Origin of the sequence: Streptomyces thermoviolaceus, assembly GCF_045209695.1 — a bacterium.
Taxonomy (GTDB): Bacteria; Actinomycetota; Actinomycetes; order Streptomycetales; family Streptomycetaceae; genus Streptomyces; species Streptomyces thermoviolaceus.
The window spans coordinates 2,534,365-2,548,700 of the sequence record NZ_CP109280.1; the positions used below are offsets into that span (position 1 = coordinate 2,534,365).

The 14,336-nt window shown below is 72.8% G+C and carries 13 protein-coding genes; 6 read left to right on the top strand and 7 right to left on the bottom strand.

Annotation, left to right across the window (positions count from 1 at the left end; all coding sequences use genetic code 11):
- The first annotated feature begins 40 nt into the window (after positions 1–40).
- Together OG899_RS11040 and OG899_RS11045 are read left to right on the top strand one after the other, a co-directional pair.
- Complete coding sequence (locus tag OG899_RS11040; protein ID WP_356848752.1) at positions 41–1,660, top strand: ATP-binding cassette domain-containing protein; 1,620 nt, start codon at positions 41–43, stop codon at positions 1,658–1,660.
- A 393-nt stretch (positions 1,661–2,053) separates the two neighbouring features.
- Positions 2,054–2,878, top strand: a complete 825-nt coding sequence (locus OG899_RS11045) for a C40 family peptidase (protein ID WP_125496961.1) — start codon at positions 2,054–2,056, stop codon at positions 2,876–2,878.
- Between the two features lie 202 nt (positions 2,879–3,080).
- Here the strand turns inward: OG899_RS11045 and OG899_RS11050 are convergent, their stop codons facing one another.
- Positions 3,081–4,373, bottom strand: a complete 1,293-nt coding sequence (locus OG899_RS11050) for a geranylgeranyl reductase family protein (RefSeq protein ID WP_125496962.1) — start codon at positions 4,371–4,373, stop codon at positions 3,081–3,083.
- A gap of 97 nt (positions 4,374–4,470) precedes the next feature.
- On the opposite strand from OG899_RS11050, the gene OG899_RS11055 reads away from it, so the two are divergent.
- Both OG899_RS11055 and OG899_RS11060 read left to right on the top strand, forming a co-directional pair.
- Positions 4,471–4,995, top strand: coding sequence for a GNAT family N-acetyltransferase (locus tag OG899_RS11055; protein ID WP_406311008.1), 525 nt, complete (start codon positions 4,471–4,473; stop codon positions 4,993–4,995).
- Positions 4,996–5,077: 82 nt separating this feature from the next.
- Positions 5,078–5,440 (top strand): PASTA domain-containing protein, encoded by a 363-nt coding sequence (locus OG899_RS11060; protein WP_125496964.1) that lies wholly within the window; start codon positions 5,078–5,080, stop codon positions 5,438–5,440.
- Here the strand turns inward: OG899_RS11060 and OG899_RS11065 are convergent.
- From OG899_RS11065 to OG899_RS11080, 4 genes are all read right to left on the bottom strand, one after another.
- Positions 5,430–6,122 carry a demethylmenaquinone methyltransferase gene (locus OG899_RS11065; RefSeq protein WP_125496965.1) on the bottom strand — a complete coding sequence of 231 codons (693 nt, stop codon included), beginning with the start codon at positions 6,120–6,122 and terminating at the stop codon, positions 5,430–5,432. The genes OG899_RS11060 and OG899_RS11065 overlap by 11 nt on opposite strands.
- Positions 6,123–6,246: 124 nt before the next feature.
- Positions 6,247–6,693, bottom strand: a complete 447-nt coding sequence (locus OG899_RS11070; RefSeq protein ID WP_125496966.1) for an imidazolonepropionase-like domain-containing protein — start codon at positions 6,691–6,693, stop codon at positions 6,247–6,249.
- Positions 6,694–6,704: 11 nt separating this feature from the next.
- Positions 6,705–7,904 carry a cyclic dehypoxanthinyl futalosine synthase gene (mqnC, locus tag OG899_RS11075; protein ID WP_125496967.1) on the bottom strand — a complete coding sequence of 400 codons (1,200 nt, stop codon included), beginning with the start codon at positions 7,902–7,904 and terminating at the stop codon, positions 6,705–6,707.
- 378 nt (positions 7,905–8,282) lie between these two features.
- Positions 8,283–9,131 carry a menaquinone biosynthetic enzyme MqnA/MqnD family protein gene (locus OG899_RS11080; protein ID WP_125496968.1) on the bottom strand — a complete coding sequence of 283 codons (849 nt, stop codon included), beginning with the start codon at positions 9,129–9,131 and terminating at the stop codon, positions 8,283–8,285.
- Between the two features lie 362 nt (positions 9,132–9,493).
- On the opposite strand from OG899_RS11080, the gene OG899_RS11085 reads away from it, so the two are divergent.
- Positions 9,494–9,697 (top strand): cold-shock protein, encoded by a 204-nt coding sequence (locus tag OG899_RS11085; RefSeq protein WP_125496969.1) that lies wholly within the window; start codon positions 9,494–9,496, stop codon positions 9,695–9,697.
- A 252-nt stretch (positions 9,698–9,949) separates the two neighbouring features.
- On the top strand, positions 9,950–10,627 hold the full coding sequence (locus OG899_RS11090; RefSeq protein WP_125496970.1) for a class I SAM-dependent methyltransferase: 678 nt from the start codon (positions 9,950–9,952) through the stop codon (positions 10,625–10,627).
- A gap of 63 nt (positions 10,628–10,690) precedes the next feature.
- On the opposite strand, the gene OG899_RS11095 is transcribed toward OG899_RS11090, so the two are convergent.
- Together OG899_RS11095 and OG899_RS11100 are read right to left on the bottom strand one after the other, a co-directional pair.
- Positions 10,691–12,646, bottom strand: coding sequence for a long-chain fatty acid--CoA ligase (locus OG899_RS11095; RefSeq protein ID WP_125496971.1), 1,956 nt, complete (start codon positions 12,644–12,646; stop codon positions 10,691–10,693).
- Positions 12,647–12,990: 344 nt separating this feature from the next.
- Positions 12,991–14,283 (bottom strand): acetyl-CoA C-acetyltransferase, encoded by a 1,293-nt coding sequence (locus OG899_RS11100; RefSeq protein ID WP_168131532.1) that lies wholly within the window; start codon positions 14,281–14,283, stop codon positions 12,991–12,993.
- Positions 14,284–14,336 lie beyond the last annotated feature (53 nt).

The window sequence follows — 14,336 nt, forward strand, 5'->3', positions numbered from 1 at the left end:
GCCCGCACACTCACCCGCCCACGGACAAGGACGCGCAGCGATGGGACACCTCGAAGCCTCGCACCTCGAGTACCGCTTGCCGGACGGGCGGGTGCTGCTCGACGACGTGTCGTTCCGGGTGGGCGAGGGAACGGTGGCGGCCCTGGTCGGCGCCAACGGCGCCGGCAAGACGACCCTGCTGCGCCTGCTGTCCGGCGAGCTGAAGCCGCACGGCGGCACGGTGACCTCCAGCGGCGGTGTCGGGGTGATGCGGCAGTTCGTCGGGTCGGTACGGGACGCGAGCACGGTCCGCGATCTGCTGGTGTCGGTGGCGCCGCCGCGCATCCGGCAGGCCGCCCGCGCCGTCGACGCGGCCGAGCACCGGGTGATGACGGTGGACGACGAGGCCGCCCAGATGTCCTATGCCCAGGCCCTGGCCGACTGGGCCGAGGCGCGCGGCTGGGAGGCGGAGACGGTGTGGGACATGTGCACCGTGGCCGCGCTCGGCGTGCCGTACGACACGGCGCAGTGGCGCGAGGTGCGCACCCTGTCGGGCGGCGAACAGAAGCGGCTGGTGCTGGAGGCGCTGCTGCGCGGCCCGGACGAGGTGCTGCTGCTGGACGAGCCCGACAACTACCTCGACGTCCCGGGCAAACGGTGGCTGGAGGACCGGCTCGCCGAGACCGGCAAGACGGTGCTGTTCGTCTCGCACGACCGGGAGCTGCTCGCCCGTGCCGCCGAGCGCATCGTCGCGGTGGAGCCGGGACCGGCCGGTTCCGAGGTGTGGGTGCACGGGGGCGGCTTCGGCACCTTCCACGAGGCGCGGCAGGAGCGCTTCGCCCGGTTCGAGGAGCTGCGCCGCCGCTGGGACGAGAAGCACGCCCAGCTGAAGAAGCTGGTGCAGGACCTGCAGCAGTACGCCGCGCGCAGCGACGACATGGCCTCCCGCTACCAGGCGGCGCGGACCCGGCTGCGCAAGTTCGAGGAGATCGGGCCGCCGCCGGAGCCTCCGCGCAAGCAGGACATCCGGATGCGTCTGCAGGGCGGGCGGACCGGGGTGCGGGCCGTCACCTGTGAGCAGCTGGAGCTGACGGGGCTGATGAAGCCGTTCTCGCTGGAGATCTTCTACGGCGAGCGGGTGGCGGTCCTCGGCTCCAACGGCTCGGGCAAGTCGCACTTCCTGCGGCTGCTGGCCGGGGAGGACATCGCCCACTCGGGAGTGGTGAAGCTGGGCGCGCGGGTGGTGCCCGGGCATTTCGCCCAGACCCATGCGCACCCGGAGCTGATGGGCCGCACCCTGGTGGACATCCTGTGGACAGAGCACGCCCGGGACCGCGGCGCGGCCATGTCCGCGCTGCGCCGCTACGAACTGCACCGCCAGGCGGACCAGACCTTCGACCGGCTCTCCGGCGGCCAGCAGGCCCGCTTCCAGATCCTGCTGCTGGAACTGGCGGGCACCACCGCGCTGTTGCTGGACGAGCCGACGGACAACCTGGACCTGGAGTCGGCGGAAGCCCTCCAGGAGGGCCTGGAGTCCTACGCGGGGACGGTGCTGGCGGTCACCCACGACCGCTGGTTCGCGCGGTCCTTCGACCGGTTCCTGGTGTTCGGCAGCGACGGCCGGGTACGCGAGAGTCCGGAGCCGGTGTGGGACGAACGCCGGGTGGAGCGTGCCCGGTGACGGGACACCAGGGACACAGCGGGGCAGAAGCCGTCGTCGCCGCCGGCGCGCAGGCCCGCCGACCGTCGCCCCCTCCACGGCGCGGCGGCCGGCGGGGGGTGGCCGCACGCACGGACGCCCCGGCCGCAGTGACCGTTCCGTGACCTTAGCCACACCCGCGAGAAGCGCACGGAAAGCGGGCTTGGCCAACGATCCCGACCGGTGGTAGGCGCGGAACAATTCGGGCGTAATGACGAAAGCCCATGATCACGCCCATGATCACTCCGGTCCGCCATGTCCGTTGTGGCGTCAATAAAGGCCCCCACACCCGGGCTTCACGGCCCTGACCGAGCAAATGTGGCGCATCACACGTTTGTTGAAGATCCGGAGGAGGCCCTGATACCGGTTGTTCCCATGTCCCACACCGCTCACATACGCAGCCACCGGAAGCCCCGCCGTAGCGCGTCCACGTTCGCGATGCGGGCCGGGGTTGCCGGTGGGGTTCTCGGCACGCTGGCAGTGACGGGCGCGTCGGCCTCCTCGGCGAACGCCGCCGAGCCGGTCACCCAGACCCTCGAACTGCCCACCCTCTCCGACGACCTGGCCGCCCAGGTCGCCCGGTCCGCGGACGCCACCGCTCTGGCGGCCGCGGCCTACGAGCTGCAGGCCGAGCGTGACGCGGCCGCCGCCAAGGCCGCACGGCAGGCCGAGGCGGACCTGGCCGAGGCCAAGAAGAAGGCCGAGGCCGAGAAGAAGAAGGCCGAGGAGGCCGCCCGCAAGGCCGCCGCCGAGCGTGCCTCGCGCAGCAGTGCGCGGACCGTGCTGGCCGCCTCGGTGAGCACCGGCTCCGGCGTCTCGGTGTCCACCGGTTCCTCCACCGCCACCGGTTCGGTCGCCGCCGTGATCTCCTTCGTCAAGGCCCAGGTCGGCAAGGCGTACGTCTCCGGGGCCACCGGTCCGTCGGCGTACGACTGCTCGGGGCTGGTGCAGGCCGCCTTCAAGCAGGTCGGTGTGGACCTGCCGCGTGTCTCCCAGGACCAGTCCACCGCGGGCACGCAGGTGTCGCTGTCGAACCTCCAGCCGGGCGACATCCTGTACTGGGGCGGCGCGGGCAGCGCGTACCACGTGGCCGTGTACGTCGGCGACGGTATGTTCGTCGGCGCGCAGAACCCCTCCTCCGGTGTCGTGGAGAAGCCGCTGTCGTACGACCCGCCGTCCGGCGCGGTCCGGGTGCTCTGACGGCACCGCGCACGCCGTACACGACGAAGGGCCGCAGCCGCTCGGGGGCTGCGGCCCTTCGGGCGTACGGAGCGGGCCGACGGCGCGCCGGTCCGCGCGGTGCCGCCGCGCCCGGCGCGCGCCCTCGGCGTGCTCGGCTTTCGGGGTCCGCTCGGGTCCCCAGGGTCCGCTCAAGCCGTCGGCTCGAACCCTCGGGCCCCGCTCAGGCCTTCGGCGCCACCTTGGACAGGCCGTTGATGATGCGGTCCATGGCGTCGCCGCCGGTGGGGTCGGTGAGGTTGGCCAGCAGCTTGAGGGTGAACTTCATCAGCACCGGGTGGGTCAGGCCGCGCTGCGTGGCGATCTGCATGATCTTCGGGTTGCTGATGAGCTTCACGAAGGCGCGGCCCAGCGTGTAGTAGCCGCCGTAGGTGTCCTTCAGCACCTGCGGGTAGCGCCGCAGGGCGAGTTCGCGCCGGGCGGCGGTGCCGCGGGCGTGCGCCTGGACGATGACGTCGGCGGCGATCTGGCCGGACTCCATCGCGTAGGCGATGCCCTCGCCGTTGAACGGGTTCACCAGGCCGCCGGCGTCGCCGACGAGCAGCAGCCCGCGCGTGTAGTGCGGCTGGCGGTTGAAGGCCATCGGCAGGGCGGCGCCGCGGATGGGGCCGGTCATGTTCTCCGGGGTGAAGCCCCAGTCCTCCGGCATGGAGGCGCACCAGGCCTTGAGGACCTCGCGCCAGTCCAGCTCCTTGAAGGAGGCGGAGGTGTTGAGCACGCCCAGGCCGACGTTGGAGGTGCCGTCGCCCATGCCGAAGATCCAGCCGTAGCCGGGCAGCAGCCGGTCCTGCGGGCCGCGCCGGTCCCACAGCTCCAGCCACGACTCCAGGTAGTCGTCGTCGTGCCGGGGCGAGGTGAAGTAGGTGCGGACGGCCACACCCATGGGCCGGTCCTCGCGGCGGTGCAGCCCCATGGCCAGGGACAGCCGGGTGGAGTTGCCGTCGGCGGCGACGACGAGCGGGGCGTGGAAGGTGACCTCGCGCTTCTCCTCGCCCAGCTTGGCCGTGACACCCGTGATGCGGCCGGTGCGGTCGTCGACGATCGGGCCGGAGACGTTGCAGCGCTCGAACAGCCGCGCACCGGCCTTCTGCGCCTGCCGGGCGAGCTGCTCGTCGAAGTCGTCGCGCTTGCGGACGAGGCCGTAGTCGGGGAAGGAGGCCAGTTCGGGCCAGTCCAGCTGCAGCCGCACCCCGCCGGCGATGATGCGCAGGCCCTTGTTGCGCAGCCAGCCGGCCTCCTCGGAGACGTCGATGCCCATGGCCACGAGCTGCTTGACGGCCCGCGGGGTCAGGCCGTCGCCGCACACCTTCTCGCGCGGGAACCGGGTCTTCTCCAGCAGCAGGACGTCGAGTCCGGCACGGGCGAGGTGGTACGCGGTGGTCGACCCCGCCGGCCCCGCGCCCACGACGATGACGTCGGCGGTGTTCTCGGAGAGGGGCTCAGTCACGACGGTCACGGCGGGATCTCCCCAAGTTCGGTTGCTGCGTGCCGAACGGCACTGGACATGGGCAGTCTATGCAGCGGTGCTGATCAACCGACCGAAGGGCTGTCCCGTGATGCGCGCACTTCCCGTGGTACGGCTGCGTGTTCCCACCGACGAGGACGCCGTCGCCTGGCACCGGGTCTTCCACGACCGTGAGGTCATGGAGTTCCTCGGCGGCGAGATCGCCGGCCTGTCGGTGTACGAGGAGCTGACCGCCCGCCAGCGCCGGCACGACGCCGAGCGCGGCTTCTGCCTGTGGACGGTCCTCGACGCCGAGGACCGGGTCGTCGGTTTCACCGGCGCCCAGCCGTGGGAGCGCGACTGGGGGCCCGAGGGCGAGATCGAGATCGGCTGGCGGCTCGGCCGGGCCCACTGGGGCCGAGGACTGGCCACCGCCGCCGCCCGGCTCACCCTCGAACGGCTGCGGGCGGCCGGTGTGCCGCGCGTGGTGGCCGTGGTGGACGCCCGCAACGCACGGTCGGCCGCGGTCGCCCGGCGCCTCGGCATGCACCAGGCCGAGAGCTGCCGGGAGCCGGTGTCCCGGCGGGAGCACCACTGCTACCGGCTCGACCTGCGAGGCGTTCACTCACGGTAGTGAAAAGTCATGGAAAGACACCGGACGCTTCCTGGCGGCACACCTGACGGCTACTCTGCCAGTACCGCTGGGGGTGACGCCCGTGTACCCGACACCCAAGACACCCGAAGTCCGTGTGCCGCGTCTGGTGGGGCTGATGGCGGTGGACGCCCGCGAGATCGCCCGGGCGCGGGGCCTGTGGCTGAGCGCCCCGGACCGGCCCGATGTCCACCGCACCGTCGTCGACCACGTCGTCCGCCAGTATCCGCAGCCCGGGGAGGAGGTGCCCCGGGACTCGATGGTGTACGTCTGGTTCGACTTCGGGCCCGGCGAGGGCGCCGGAGGCGTCCGCGAACCGCGCGTCCCGCCACCGCCCTCGGACGGCCTGCACCGTGCGCTGGACGAGCCGGGTGAGCCGTGCACCGTCGGCCCCGCCCGAGACGCCCGGGACCGCGTCAGTCCTTGAAACCCCGGTGCAGGGCCACGATGCCGCCGCTGAGGTTGCGCCAGGCCACCTGCGACCAGCCGGCCTGCTGCAGCCGTGCGGCCAGCGCCGCCTGGTCGGGCCAGGCGCGGATGGACTCGGCGAGGTAGACGTAGGCGTCCGGGGCGGAGGACACCGCCCGCGCCAGCGGCGGCAGGGCGCGCATCAGGTACTCGGTGTAGACGGTGCGGAACGGCGCCCAGGTGGGGTGGGAGAACTCGCAGATGACCACGCGCCCGCCGGGCCGGGTCACCCGGTACATCTCGCGCAGGGCCGCGTCGGTGTCCTGCACGTTGCGCAGCCCGAAGGAGATGGTGACCGCGTCGAAGGTGTCGTCCTTGAACGGCAGCCGGGTGGCGTCGCCGGCGGTGAACGGCAGCCAGGTGTGCCGCCGCTTGCCGACCTGGAGCATCCCGAGCGAGAAGTCGCAGGGGACGACGTAGGCGCCGGTGCGGGTGAAGGGCAGCGAGGAGGTGGCCGTGCCGGCGGCGAGGTCGAGGACCTTCTGCGCCGGGCGGGCGTCGACGGCGCGGGCGACCTCCCTGCGCCACCTGCGGTCCTGTCCCAGGGACAGCACGTCGTTGGTCAGGTCGTACCGTTCCGCCACGACGTCGAACATCGAGGCGACTTCGTGCGGCTGCTTGTCCAGGGATGCGCGGGTCACGGGCCCATTGTGGCAGGCGGCCGCACGCCGCCCGCCGGGCGCCTCGGCTTCCCGCACCGCCGCGTCCTGACCTGCCGTTCCGTCCGGCGACGGCACACAGGAGGGGACGGCGGCGTCCCCGGGGTCACCGACGGCGGTGGACCAGGCGTCCGGCGCACACGGTCGCCAGGCAGGTGCCGTCCGCGTCGAACACGGCGAGGTCCGCGCGCCCGCCCGGCACCACGGCCGCGGCCCGCACCGCCGGGAGCACGGCGACGTCGGTGCGCCGGGCCGCGTCCCGCAGGTCGGGGGTGTCGACGGCCGCGGCCAGCACGGCCGCCGCGCCGAGCTTGAGCACCGCGTGGACACGTTCCCGCGGGCTCGGCGCCTCGGGCAGCGGCCCCTCGTGCACCCGGGCGGGCCCGAGCACGCCGGGCCAGTGCCGCTCCCGTGCCCCCGGGAACCGCTGCCGCAGCTCGGCCGCCGGGCCCACGGCCGCGACCCGGGTGCCCTCGACGGCGACACCCGCGCCGGTCAGCGGGGCGGCGTCCCACGCGGTGCGGACGGCGTCGGCGAGGTGAAGCGTCAGCATGCGACGTCCCCTCAGTCGGCGGCGAGCAGCTTCAGTTCCGGGTGCGCGGTCCCGCCCTCGATCGCGGTGGAGGAGATGTGGGACATCACGCGGTCGTCGACCGGGTCGTGCGCCGGGTCGTCATGGACGACGAGGTGCTCGTACGTCGTGGACCGCTGCGCCGGGACCCGGCCCGCGGCGCGGATCAGCTCGATGATCTCCATCCGGTTGGAGCGGTGCTTGGCGCCGGCGGAGGAGACCACGTTCTCCTCCAGCATGATCGAGCCGAGGTCGTCGGCGCCGTAGTGCAGGGTCAGCTGGCCCACGTCCTTGCCGGTGGTGAGCCAGGAGCCCTGGATGTGCATGACGTTGTCCAGGAAGAGCCGGGCGATGGCGATCATCCGCAGGTACTCGAAGATCGTCGCCTGCGTGCGGCCCTTGAGGTGGTTGTTCTCCGGCTGGTACGTGTACGGGATGAACGCCCGGAAGCCGCCCGTGCGGTCCTGGACGTCCCGGATCATCCGCAGGTGCTCGATGCGCTCGGCGTTGGTCTCGCCGGTGCCCATCAGCATGGTGGTGGTGGACTCCACGCCCAGCCGGTGCGCGATCTCCATGATCTCCAGCCAGCGCTCGCCGGACTCCTTCAGCGGGGCGATGGCCTTGCGGGGCCGCTCGGGCAGCAGCTCGGCGCCGGCACCCGCGAAGGAGTCGAGACCGGCGTCGCGGATGCGGGTGATGGCCTCCTCGACCGACACACCCGACACCCGGGCCATGTGCGCGACCTCGGAGGCGCCCAGCGAGTGGATGACCAGCTGCGGGAACGCCTCCTTGATGGCGCGGAAGGCCCGCTCGTAGTACTCCACGCCGTAGTCCGGGTGGTGACCGCCCTGGAACATGATCTGGGTGCCGCCCAGCTCCACGGTCTCCGCGCAGCGCCGCAGGATGTCGTCCAGGTCCCGGCTCCAGCCCTTCTCCGTGTCCTTGGGAGCGGCGTAGAAGGCGCAGAACTTGCACGCCGTGACGCACACATTGGTGTAATTGATGTTGCGCTCGATGATGTACGTCGCGATGTGCTCGGTGCCGGCGAACTTCAGCCGGCGTGCGGCGTCCGCGGCGGCGCCCAGCGCGTGCAGCGGGGCGTAGCGGTAGAGATCGAGGGCTTCCTCGGGGGTGATCCGCCCGCCCGCGGCGGCACGGTCGAGAACGGACTGGAGGTCGGCCTTCTCGGTCACCGGCGTCCCCTTCGCTGGACTTCGCTGGATTCGTCAGGGTTGTGGACGGACCCGGCCAGCCTACGCCAGCGGTTCTTCCGAGCCGACGTCAGCCCGCCTCCGTCGGGCGGCAGGTCCGGGCGCGGTGCGGGGCGCGGTGCGGGGCGCGGTGGGGGACGCAGTGGGGGACGCGGTGCGGGGCAGGGGCGCCGGCAAGGGTGCGACGGCGCAGACGTGACGGAGACCGGCGGCCGGGTCCGGGCCTGGCGCGGCCCGGACGAGGGTGCGGAGGATGCCGGCGGTGCGGGGCGTGCGGGGATCGGGACGTGCGGGGATGTCGCACGGCCACGCTCCCCCCCCCCGGCCCCGGCCCGGACCCGGCCGCGGGTAGCCCTGCGGCTACGGCTGCAGCAGCTCCACCTTCACGTCCGCCGGGAAGCCCGTGGTCGGTCCGACCCGCCGGGCGAACTCCGCGACCGCGGACAGCTGCGGGGCGCCGAAGCTGAAGTCGAGAGTGGTGAAGTACTGCTCCAGCACCTTCTCGTCGAACGCCTCCCATCGCGCCGCCTGTTCGGCCACCTTGCCGACCTCCTCCAGGGAGAGGTTGCGCGAGGCCAGGAACGCCTCGTGCACCTGGCGGGTGATGACCGGCTCCCGCTCGAGGTAGTCGCGGCGCACCGCCCAGACCGCGAAGACGAACGGCAGGCCCGTCCACTCCTTCCACAGCTGCCCGAGGTCGTGCACATCGAGGCCGTAGCGGGGACCGTCGTGCAGGTTGGCGCGCAGGGCGGCGTCGCCGATGAGCACCCCGGCCTCCGCCTCACGCATCATCAGGCCCAGGTCGGGCGGGCAGGTGTAGTAGTCCGGCGTCACCTCGAACCGCTCGGCGAGCAGCAGCTGGGCGAGGCGGACGGAGGTGCGGGAGGTCGAGCCGAGGGCGACGCGGGCGCCGTCGAGCCGGTCCAGGGGGACCTGGGAGACGATCACGCACGACATCACCGGTCCGTCGCAGCCCACGGCGATGTCGGGGAAGGCGACCAGCTCGTCCGCGTGCTTGAGGAACTCGACGAGGGTGATGGGGCCGATGTCGAGATCGCCCCGCACGAGCTGCTCGCTGAGCTTTTCCGGGGTGTCCTTGGTCAGCTCGAAGTCGAGCAGCGTGCCCGTTCTCGCGAGACCCCAGTACAGAGGCAGGCAGTTCAGGAACTGAATGTGGCCGACACGCGGCCGGGAGCGAGAATTGTCCACATCGCGAGACTAGACCCCGGCCCGTCCCCGGCCGCCCGGACCCCCTCCCGGAGCCCGGCGCGCGGCCCGGCCTCACCCGACCGGCCGCTGCGTCAGCCTTCGCGTTGCGATTCCACTCGGTCAACCTCTGCCCAGAGCCTTCAAACATCCGGGTGACGTGATCTTGATCCCTCTTGCTTTCCGGGGCCCGCATGCTACGCTCGCAGCAAGTTGCAGTTTTGGTTTCCCTTGCAGTACAGAGCCTGCGGAGCATGTGACCGCGGGCTCTGGTCGTTTTCAGACCGTATGCAGTTGTGCGGCGATTTCGTTTCCACATTTGCAGGTTCTGGAGCAGGGCGACCCTTTGGGCCCAAGGAGGGCTTATGGCTACCGGAACCGTGAAGTGGTTCAACGCCGAAAAGGGCTTTGGCTTCATCGCCCAGGAAGGCGGAGGCCCCGACGTCTTCGTCCACTACACCGCGATCAACGCGACCGGTTTCCGCTCTCTCGAAGAGAACCAGCAGGTGAGCTTCGACGTGACCCAGGGCCCGAAGGGCCCGCAGGCGGAGAACGTCACCGCGCTCTGAGTGCAGTACCCAAGGAGCCCCGCGCCGTCAGGCGACGGGGCTCCTGCCCTTCCCGCCCCGCCCACGGACCGCCCCGCGGTACCGGTGCCGCGGGGCGGTGCTGTCCCGGCCCGGACGGGCGGTTTCCGGCCATTTCCCGGACGCGTACATCGCCGTGCACCCCTTCCCGGACGCGCCGAACGGCCGTTTCCCGGACACACACGCCTCCGCGTCCCGCAGCGGCGCCGGTGTCCTCCCTTAGGGTGCACCCCCATGTCGGACACCGCCGAAGCCACCGGCTTCCTGCACGCCACCCGCGCCTTCTACGACGCCATCGCCGAGGACTACGCCGAGCACTTCCGCGGGGACCTGGACCCCCGGCCGCTGGAGCGTGCCGTGCTCACGGCCTTCGCCGAGCAGATCGCCTCGGACGGCCTCGGCGGCGAGGTGGCCGACCTCGGCTGCGGTCCCGGACGGGTCACGGCCCTGCTGCACCGGCTCGGCCTGCCCGTGTTCGGGGTGGATCTGTCCGCGTCGATGCTCGCCGTGGCCCGCCGGGAGAACCCGCATCTGCGCTTCGAGCAGGGCTCCATCCTCGAGCTGGACCTTCCCGACGGGGTGCTCGCCGGCGCCCTGTCCTGGTACTCCTCCATCCACACGCCCGAGGACCGGTTGCCCGGCCTGTTCGCCGAGTTCCACCGGGTCCTCGCCCCCGGCGGGCGGCTCCTGGTCGCCTTCCAGGCCGGCGAGGCGCCGCTGCGCCTGGAGCGGCCCTTCGGCCGCCCGGTCACCCTCGACTTCCAGCGGCGGCGTCCCGAGCACATCGAGGCGCTGCTCACGGCGGCCGGCTTCGCCGTGCAGGCCCGGCTGGTGCGCGAACCGGACGAGACCCTCGGCGAGACCGCGCCCCAGGCCTTCCTCACCGCCCGCAAGCCGCCCGCCACCGCCTGACCCGGCGGCCCGCGCACCGCCCGCCACCCGTCGCCCGCCGGGCCCGGTCCCGGCTCGCGCCTCTCAGCTGCTGTAGAGCTCCTCGACCTGCCGGGCGAAGTCCCGCAGCACGGCCTCGCGGCGGAGCTTCATGGACGGGGTCAGATGCCCGGCCTCCTGGGTGAAGTCCACCGGCAGCACGGCGAAGCGGCGGATCGACTCCGGACGGGAGACCAGCTTGTTGGCCTCGTCCACGGCGCGCTGCAGCACGGCCAACAGCTCCGGGTCGTCGACCAGCAGCTCCGGCGGCACCGGATGCTTGCCGTTCATCCGGCGCCAGTGGGTGATGCCGTCCGGGTCCAGGGTGATCAGCGCGGAGATGTAGGGGCGGCCGTCGCCCAGCACCATGCACTGGGAGATCAGCGGGTGGGAGCGCAGCCAGTCCTCCAGCGGGGCCGGGGCCACGTTCTTGCCGCCCGCGGTGATCAGGATCTCCTTCTTCCGGCCGATGATCGTCAGATAGCCGTCGTCGTCCAGGTGACCGAGGTCGCCGGTCGGGAACCAGCCGTCGCGCGCCGCCGGGACGACGCCCCCGGCGTGCGGGTCCCAGTACCCGCGGAACACATGGTTCCCGCTGAGCAGCACCTCGCCGTCGGCGGCGATGCGCACCTTGGTGCCAGGCAGCGGCCAGCCGACCGTGCCCATGCGGGGCCGCTGCGGCGGCGTGACGGTCGCGGCGCCCGTCGTCTCCGTCAGGCCGTAGCCCTCGTAGACGGAGATGCCCGCCCCGGTGTAGAAGGCGGCCAGGCTCCGGCCGAGCGGCGAGCCGCCGGTGACGACATGGCGCAGGCGGCCGCCGAGCGAGTTGCGGATGCGCCGGTAGACGAGGGGGTCGTACACGGCGCGGGCCGCCTTCAGGGCGCCGCCGGGGCCGGGGCCGGAGCCGTCCCGGCGTGCCTCCATGGTCTCGGCCCAGCGGCGGGCCACCTGCGCGGCACGGTCGAAGGCGGGGCCCCTGCCGCTGCGCTCGGCGGCCGCGCGGGCGCTGTTGTAGACCTTCTCCAGCATGTACGGGATGGCCAGCAGGAAGGTCGGCCGGAAGCTCGCGAGGTCGGCGAGCAGGTCCTCCGACTTCAGGCTCGGGGCGTGGCCGAGGCGCACCCCGGCGCGGACGCAGGCGACGGCCACCATCCGCCCGAACACGTGCGACAACGGCAGGAAGAGCAGGGTGGCCTGTTCCTCGCCCGGCTTGCCCTTGAACACCGGGTGGAGCAGTTCGACGGCGTTGTCCACCTCGGCGAGGAAGTTGCCGTGGGTCAGGGCGCAGCCCTTGGGCCGGCCGGTGGTGCCGGAGGTGTAGACGAGGGTGGCGAGGGTGTCGGGACCCATGACGCCGCGGCGCACGTCGATCTCCTGGTCCGGGACGGTGGCGCCGCGCTCGGCCAGCCGGTCCAGGTGGCCCTGGTCGAGGACCCAGACGTGGCGCAGGTCGAGCAGCCGCTCGCGCTCCGGTCCGACGGCCGCCGCCTGGGCGGTCGTCTCGGTCACCAGGGCGACCGCACCGGAGTCCTGCAGGATCGCGCAGGTCTGGTAGAGGGAGGACGTGGGGTAGACGGGCACGCTGACCAGGCCCGCCGCCCAGGCCGCGAAGTCGAGCAGCGTCCACTCGTAGGTGGTGCGCGCCATGACCGCGATCCGGTCGCCGGGGACCAGCCCCTCCGCGATCAGCCCCTTGGCCAGGGCCGTGACCTGTGCGGCGAACTCGGCCGCGGTCACATGCGTCCACGTCCCGTCCTCGCCGCGGCGGCTGAGGACGTGGCGCTGCGGGTCCGCCTCCGCGTTCTCGAACGGCAGGTCGGCCAGCGACCCGTGGGTGACCTGCGGCACCAGCGGGGGCACATAGGCCTCCCGCACCACACCGTCCAGCCGCCGGATCTGCGGGGGCACGAGCGGCGGGGGAGCACCGGGATCGCGGTCGTCCTCCCCGGCGGCCGGCACCGGGAACGCGGACGGCGACGAGGACGAGTACTTGATGGGCATGGCAGCTCCTGGGGCCTGCAGCGGTGTGCTGCTGTGCTGCGCACGTACGCGCCGTGCGTACCGATGTGCTCTCCGGTGGTGCGAACTGTACGGGCTTGGGTGTTACCGCCGGTCGCAAGCGGGATCGTACGGCGCGCTCGTGAGGAATCCGTGCGGTTCCGGGGCAGATCGGGCGATGGTCCGGGGCCGGGTGTGTGCACGTGCACGGACGTCGGCGGACCGGCCCACGGGGGCCGGCCGGACGCCTGCGGCCGGGGCCGCTCCCGCACCCCCGTTCCCGACCCCGTTGCCGCCGCCGGGCCCGCCCTCTCCGGGGCGGACGCGGCGGCTCGCCGGACACGCCCTCAGTACCGTTCCAGGATCGCCGTCACGCCCTGCCCGCCGGCCGCGCACACGGAGATCAGCCCGCGGCCGGGACCGCCGCGCTCGGCGAGCAGCTTGGCCAGGGTGGCCACGATCCGGGCGCCGGTGGCGGCGAAGGGGTGCCCGGTGGCCAGGGAGGAGCCGGCGACGTTGAGGCGGGAGCGGTCGACCGGGGCCAGGCCGCGCTCCTGCCAGGCCGCCAGGGTGGCCAGCACCTGGGAGGCGAAGGCCTCGTGGATCTCGACGAAGTCGAAGTCCTCGATGCCGAGCCCGGCCCGCTCCAGCATCCGCGGCACGGCGTAGGCGGGTGCCATGAGCAGCCCGTCCTCGCCGTCGGCCACGTCCCCGTGCACGAAGTCGACCGCCGCCGTCTCGCAGGCCGTCAGATACGCCAGCGGTTCCAGGCCGCGCTCGCGCGCCCAGTCCTCACTGGCCAGCAGGACGGTGGCGGCGCCGTCCGTGAGCGGGGTGGAGTTGCCCGCGGTCATGGTCGGCTCCGGCTGGTCCAGGCCGAACACGGGCTTGAGCCGGGCCAGTTTCTCCACCGTGCTGTCGGGGCGGAGGTTCTGGTCGCGGGTCAGGCCGCGGAAGGGGACCACGAGGTCGTCGAAGAAGCCGCGTTCGTAGGCGGCGGCGAGCCGCTGGTGGCTGGCGGCGGCCAGTTCGTCCTGCGCCCGTCGGCCGATCCCCCAGGCGCGGGCGGTGACGGCGGCGTGCTCGCCCATCGACAGGCCGGTGCGCGGCTCGGCGTTGCGGGGGATGTCGGGGATCAGGTGGGCGGGACGGATCCGCGCCAGCGCCTTCAGGCGCGCCGCGGCCGTCCTGGCCCGCCGGGCCTGGAGCAGGATGCGGCGCAGCTGGTCGTTGACGCCCAGCGGGGCGTCGCTCGTGGTGTCGGTGCCGCCGGCGACCGCGGACTCGATCTGCCCCAACGCGATCTTGTTGGCGGCGGCGATCACCGCCTGCAGTCCGGTCCCGCAGGCCTGCTGGATGTCGTACGCCGGGGTGCGCGGGTCCAGGCGCGAGCCGAGGACGGTCTCGCGGGCGAGGTTGAAGTCGCGGCTGTGCTTGAGGACGGCGCCGGCGACGAACTCGCCGACCACGCCCGGCCCCGTCAGGTCGAAGCGCTCGACCAGGCCGTCCAGGGCGGCGGTGAGCATCTCCTGGTTGGAGGCGGTGGCGTAGGGGCCGTCGGAACGGGCGAACGGGATGCGGACACCGCCGACGACCGCCACCCGGCGCACCGGCCGGGCCGTGGGCTGAAGGGGACTCATCTCGACCTGCTCCTCACCCGTCTGTAGGCTTACCGCCGGTAACAGTAACGCAG

Bases quoted from the DNA above. Each gene is read 5' to 3' on its own strand.
- OG899_RS11045 (WP_125496961.1), top strand. From the start codon at position 2,054: ATGTCCCACACCGCTCACATACGCAGCCACCGGAAGCCCCGCCGTAGC.
- OG899_RS11040 (WP_356848752.1), top strand. From the start codon at position 41: ATGGGACACCTCGAAGCCTCGCACCTCGAGTACCGCTTGCCGGACGGG.
- OG899_RS11100 (WP_168131532.1), bottom strand. From the start codon at position 14,283: ATGAGTCCCCTTCAGCCCACGGCCCGGCCGGTGCGCCGGGTGGCGGTC.
- OG899_RS11095 (WP_125496971.1), bottom strand. From the start codon at position 12,646: ATGCCCATCAAGTACTCGTCCTCGTCGCCGTCCGCGTTCCCGGTGCCG.
- OG899_RS11085 (WP_125496969.1), top strand. From the start codon at position 9,494: ATGGCTACCGGAACCGTGAAGTGGTTCAACGCCGAAAAGGGCTTTGGC.
- OG899_RS11090 (WP_125496970.1), top strand. From the start codon at position 9,950: ATGTCGGACACCGCCGAAGCCACCGGCTTCCTGCACGCCACCCGCGCC.
- OG899_RS11070 (WP_125496966.1), bottom strand. From the start codon at position 6,693: ATGCTGACGCTTCACCTCGCCGACGCCGTCCGCACCGCGTGGGACGCC.